Annotated in this window: 6 protein-coding genes; 4 read left to right on the top strand and 2 right to left on the bottom strand. The window is 69.3% G+C overall.

What is annotated here, in order from left to right:
* Positions 1–17: 17 nt before the first annotated feature.
* Genes rpmB through rpsN form a run of 3 tightly spaced genes read left to right on the top strand, consistent with a single transcriptional unit; the run spans position 18 to position 733 of the window.
* Positions 18–254 carry a 50S ribosomal protein L28 gene (gene rpmB / locus ASG00_RS04940; RefSeq protein WP_045247025.1) on the top strand — a complete coding sequence of 79 codons (237 nt, stop codon included), beginning with the start codon at positions 18–20 and terminating at the stop codon, positions 252–254.
* Positions 254–424 carry a 50S ribosomal protein L33 gene (gene rpmG / locus ASG00_RS04935; protein WP_045247024.1) on the top strand — a complete coding sequence of 57 codons (171 nt, stop codon included), beginning with the start codon at positions 254–256 and terminating at the stop codon, positions 422–424. The genes rpmB and rpmG overlap by 1 nt, the downstream gene beginning before the upstream one ends.
* Before the next feature lie 3 nt (positions 425–427).
* Positions 428–733, top strand: a complete 306-nt coding sequence (rpsN, locus tag ASG00_RS04930; protein WP_056207333.1) for a 30S ribosomal protein S14 — start codon at positions 428–430, stop codon at positions 731–733.
* Between the two features lie 61 nt (positions 734–794).
* Here rpsN and ASG00_RS14845 read toward each other — a convergent pair whose 3' ends face one another.
* Positions 795–959, bottom strand: coding sequence for a hypothetical protein (locus ASG00_RS14845; protein ID WP_048809196.1), 165 nt, complete (start codon positions 957–959; stop codon positions 795–797).
* 473 nt (positions 960–1,432) lie between these two features.
* Here ASG00_RS14845 and ASG00_RS16985 point away from each other — a divergent pair.
* Positions 1,433–1,761, top strand: a 329-nt coding sequence (locus ASG00_RS16985) for a Type 1 glutamine amidotransferase-like domain-containing protein (RefSeq protein ID WP_235559150.1), incomplete at its 5' end; no start/stop codon positions are given.
* 78 nt (positions 1,762–1,839) lie between these two features.
* On the opposite strand, the gene ASG00_RS04920 is transcribed toward ASG00_RS16985, so the two are convergent.
* Positions 1,840–2,577: alpha/beta hydrolase (locus ASG00_RS04920; protein ID WP_056207329.1), on the bottom strand; the 738-nt coding region annotated here is incomplete at its 5' end.

Raw genomic sequence — 2,577 nt, 5'->3', positions numbered from 1 at the left:
ACAGAAGGAGACTCACCATGGCCGCAGTGTGCCAGGTGACTGGAGCGGTTCCCGGCTTCGGTCACAACATCTCGCACTCGCACCGCCGGACGAAGCGCCGCTTCGACCCGAACGTGCAGAAGAAGACCTACTACGTTCCGTCGCTCGGTCGTAAGGTCACCCTCACGGTGTCCGCCAAGGGCATCAAGGTGATCGACGCCCGCGGCATCGAGTCGGTCGTCAAGGACCTCCTCGCGAAGGGTGTGAAGCTCTAATGGCGAAGAAGGCCCAGGACATCCGTCCGATCATCAAGCTGCGTTCGACCGCCGGCACGGGATATACCTACGTGACGCGCAAGAACCGCCGCAACAACCCCGACCGCATCGTGCTGAAGAAGTACGACCCCATCGTGCGCAAGCACGTCGAGTTCCGAGAGGAGCGCTGACCCATGGCCAAGAAGAGCAAGATCGCTCGTAACGAGCAGCGCAAGGTCGTCGTCGAGCGCTACGCCGCGAAGCGTGCCGAGCTGAAGAAGGCGCTCGTCGACCCGACGTCGACCGACGAGCAGCGTGAGGCCGCCCGCGTCGGCCTGCAGAAGCTGCCCCGCAACGCCTCGCCGGTGCGTCTGCGTTCGCGCGACGTCATCGACGGTCGCCCCCGCGGTGTGCTGACGAAGTTCGGCATCTCGCGTGTGCGCTTCCGCGACATGGCCCACCGTGGCGAGCTGCCCGGTGTGACCAAGTCGAGCTGGTAAGCAGCCGATTCGCACGAAGCCCCCGAGGGAGACCTCGGGGGCTTCGTCGTTCGCGGGGACGTCAGCAGATGAGACCGGCGCCGAGCCAGTTCGGGTAGGGCAGCGTGCGCAGCAGCTCGTCGTGCGGGTCGGTGTGCGTGTGCGACTCCGCCGACGAGACGCTTCCCTCGAAGGGGTCGGGCGGCAGGGTCTCGGTGCGGGCGGACGGGCGGTCGTGGCGTGCCATGGTGCTCCTCGGATCGTGCCGGCTGTCGCCGGCGGGTCGGGGGCTCGGTGCACCGAGTGTGGCAGAACGGCAGGGCGCGGCGAAGAGCGGAGCCGTTGTCCCCGGCGTATCCACAGCGGGCCTCGTCCCGGCCGTCCCGGGGTCCTAAGGTCGAGGGCAGCGGCGTACGCGCGCCGCATCGACCCCGGGAGGCTCCATGAAGCTGTTGCTGACGTCGGGCGGGATCCGCAACGACAGCATCGAGCGCGCCCTGGTCGACATGGTGGGCAAGCCGGTGGCTGAGGCATCCGCTCTCTGCATTCCCACCGCGCAGTGGGGCCACACGATGTGCGGGCCCGAGTCGGTGCGTGGATTCATCACCGGCCTCCCGCCGTGGGGCGGCATGACGTCGATGCCGTGGCGCACGCTCGGCGTGCTCGAACTCGCCTACCTTCCGTCGATCGGCGTCGAGCGCTGGCAGGAGTGGGTGCGCNCCGGCCTGCTCGAGCTCCTCCCCGAACTGCACGACACGGTGTGGGTGGGCGTCAGCGCGGGCAGCATGGTCATGACGCCGCGCATCGGTCGGGAGTTCATCGCCTGGGCGCAGGCGCCGGATGACACGACCCTCGGCCTCGTCGACTTCGCGATCTTCCCGCACCTTGACGTCTTCCCCACGAACACGAGGGAGGCCGCCCAGAAATGGGCGGCGACGCTCGAGCTGCCCGCGTACGTGCTCGACGACGAGTCCGCGATCTCGGTCGTCGACGGCGAGGTGTCGGTGATCTCCGAGGGCGAGTGGTTCACCCTCGGCCCGGCGTCGTAGCCACAGCCGCGCATCGGCCGATCGTCGACCGGGCGCGGCGCAGCGCCGGGGCGCAGCCGCGGCCCGGCGCCCGCGGGCTCAGCCACGTGCGTGCGTGACGGCCCACGCCAGCGAGTCGTCCGCGACCTCCTCCCATCCCTCCTGGCTCACGATGCGGTGGGTGCGCCCCTCGTACTCGCGGTAATCGACCACGGCGGGACTCCCCGACGAGCGGTACTTCTTCACGATCGCGCGCCCGATCGCCGGGGGCACCACGTGGTCCCGCGACCCGGTGATCACCAGCAGGGGAGCGCGGTCGGTGCGGGCGTAGTCGACGTGGCTCGCGCCCTTCTTCTCGGAGAAGGCCGCCGCAACCCCTTCGAAGAACACCCTGTTGTACGACGGCACGGCGAACTGCTCCCAGAGGTCATCGGATGCGGCGCGGTCGAGGTCGTTGCCGAAGGTGAAGTGGAAGTGGCCCTTGGACAGCGGCGAGGCGCCGTTGCGACCGAACGGGTTGGACAGGATCGGGGTGCCCGTCCACAGTGTCGACGCCGGCAGTGTCGTGATGCCGGCGGGCTGCCCGGGCGTGACGGCGACGTACGCGGCGCCCAGTCCGCGGTCGGCGAGCATCTGCGTGAAGAGGCCGCCGAATGAGTGGCCCATGATGATGGGCTTCACCGGGAGTGCCCGGATGATCGCGTCGTAGTGGTCGACGATCTGCCGGATGCCGATGCCGCGCAGGGCGGCGGGATCGCGCCGGATGTCGGCGACGGAGCGGTCATCGATCCCGGGCCAGCCGGGCACGATGACCTCATGCCCGGCGTCGCGGAATCG

It is taken from the genome of Microbacterium sp. Leaf351 (assembly GCF_001423825.1).
GTDB lineage: Bacteria > Actinomycetota > Actinomycetes > Actinomycetales > Microbacteriaceae > Microbacterium > Microbacterium ginsengisoli.
The sequence above is the reverse complement of the archived record's forward strand: the minus strand, read 5'-3'. Positions and strand labels throughout refer to the sequence as shown.

Excerpts from the sequence above, each read along its gene's own strand:
- rpmB (WP_045247025.1), top strand. The coding sequence starts at position 18 with ATGGCCGCAGTGTGCCAGGTGACTGGAGCGGTTCCCGGCTTCGGTCAC.
- rpmG (WP_045247024.1), top strand. The coding sequence starts at position 254 with ATGGCGAAGAAGGCCCAGGACATCCGTCCGATCATCAAGCTGCGTTCG.
- rpsN (WP_056207333.1), top strand. The coding sequence starts at position 428 with ATGGCCAAGAAGAGCAAGATCGCTCGTAACGAGCAGCGCAAGGTCGTC.
- ASG00_RS14845 (WP_048809196.1), bottom strand. The coding sequence starts at position 959 with ATGGCACGCCACGACCGCCCGTCCGCCCGCACCGAGACCCTGCCGCCC.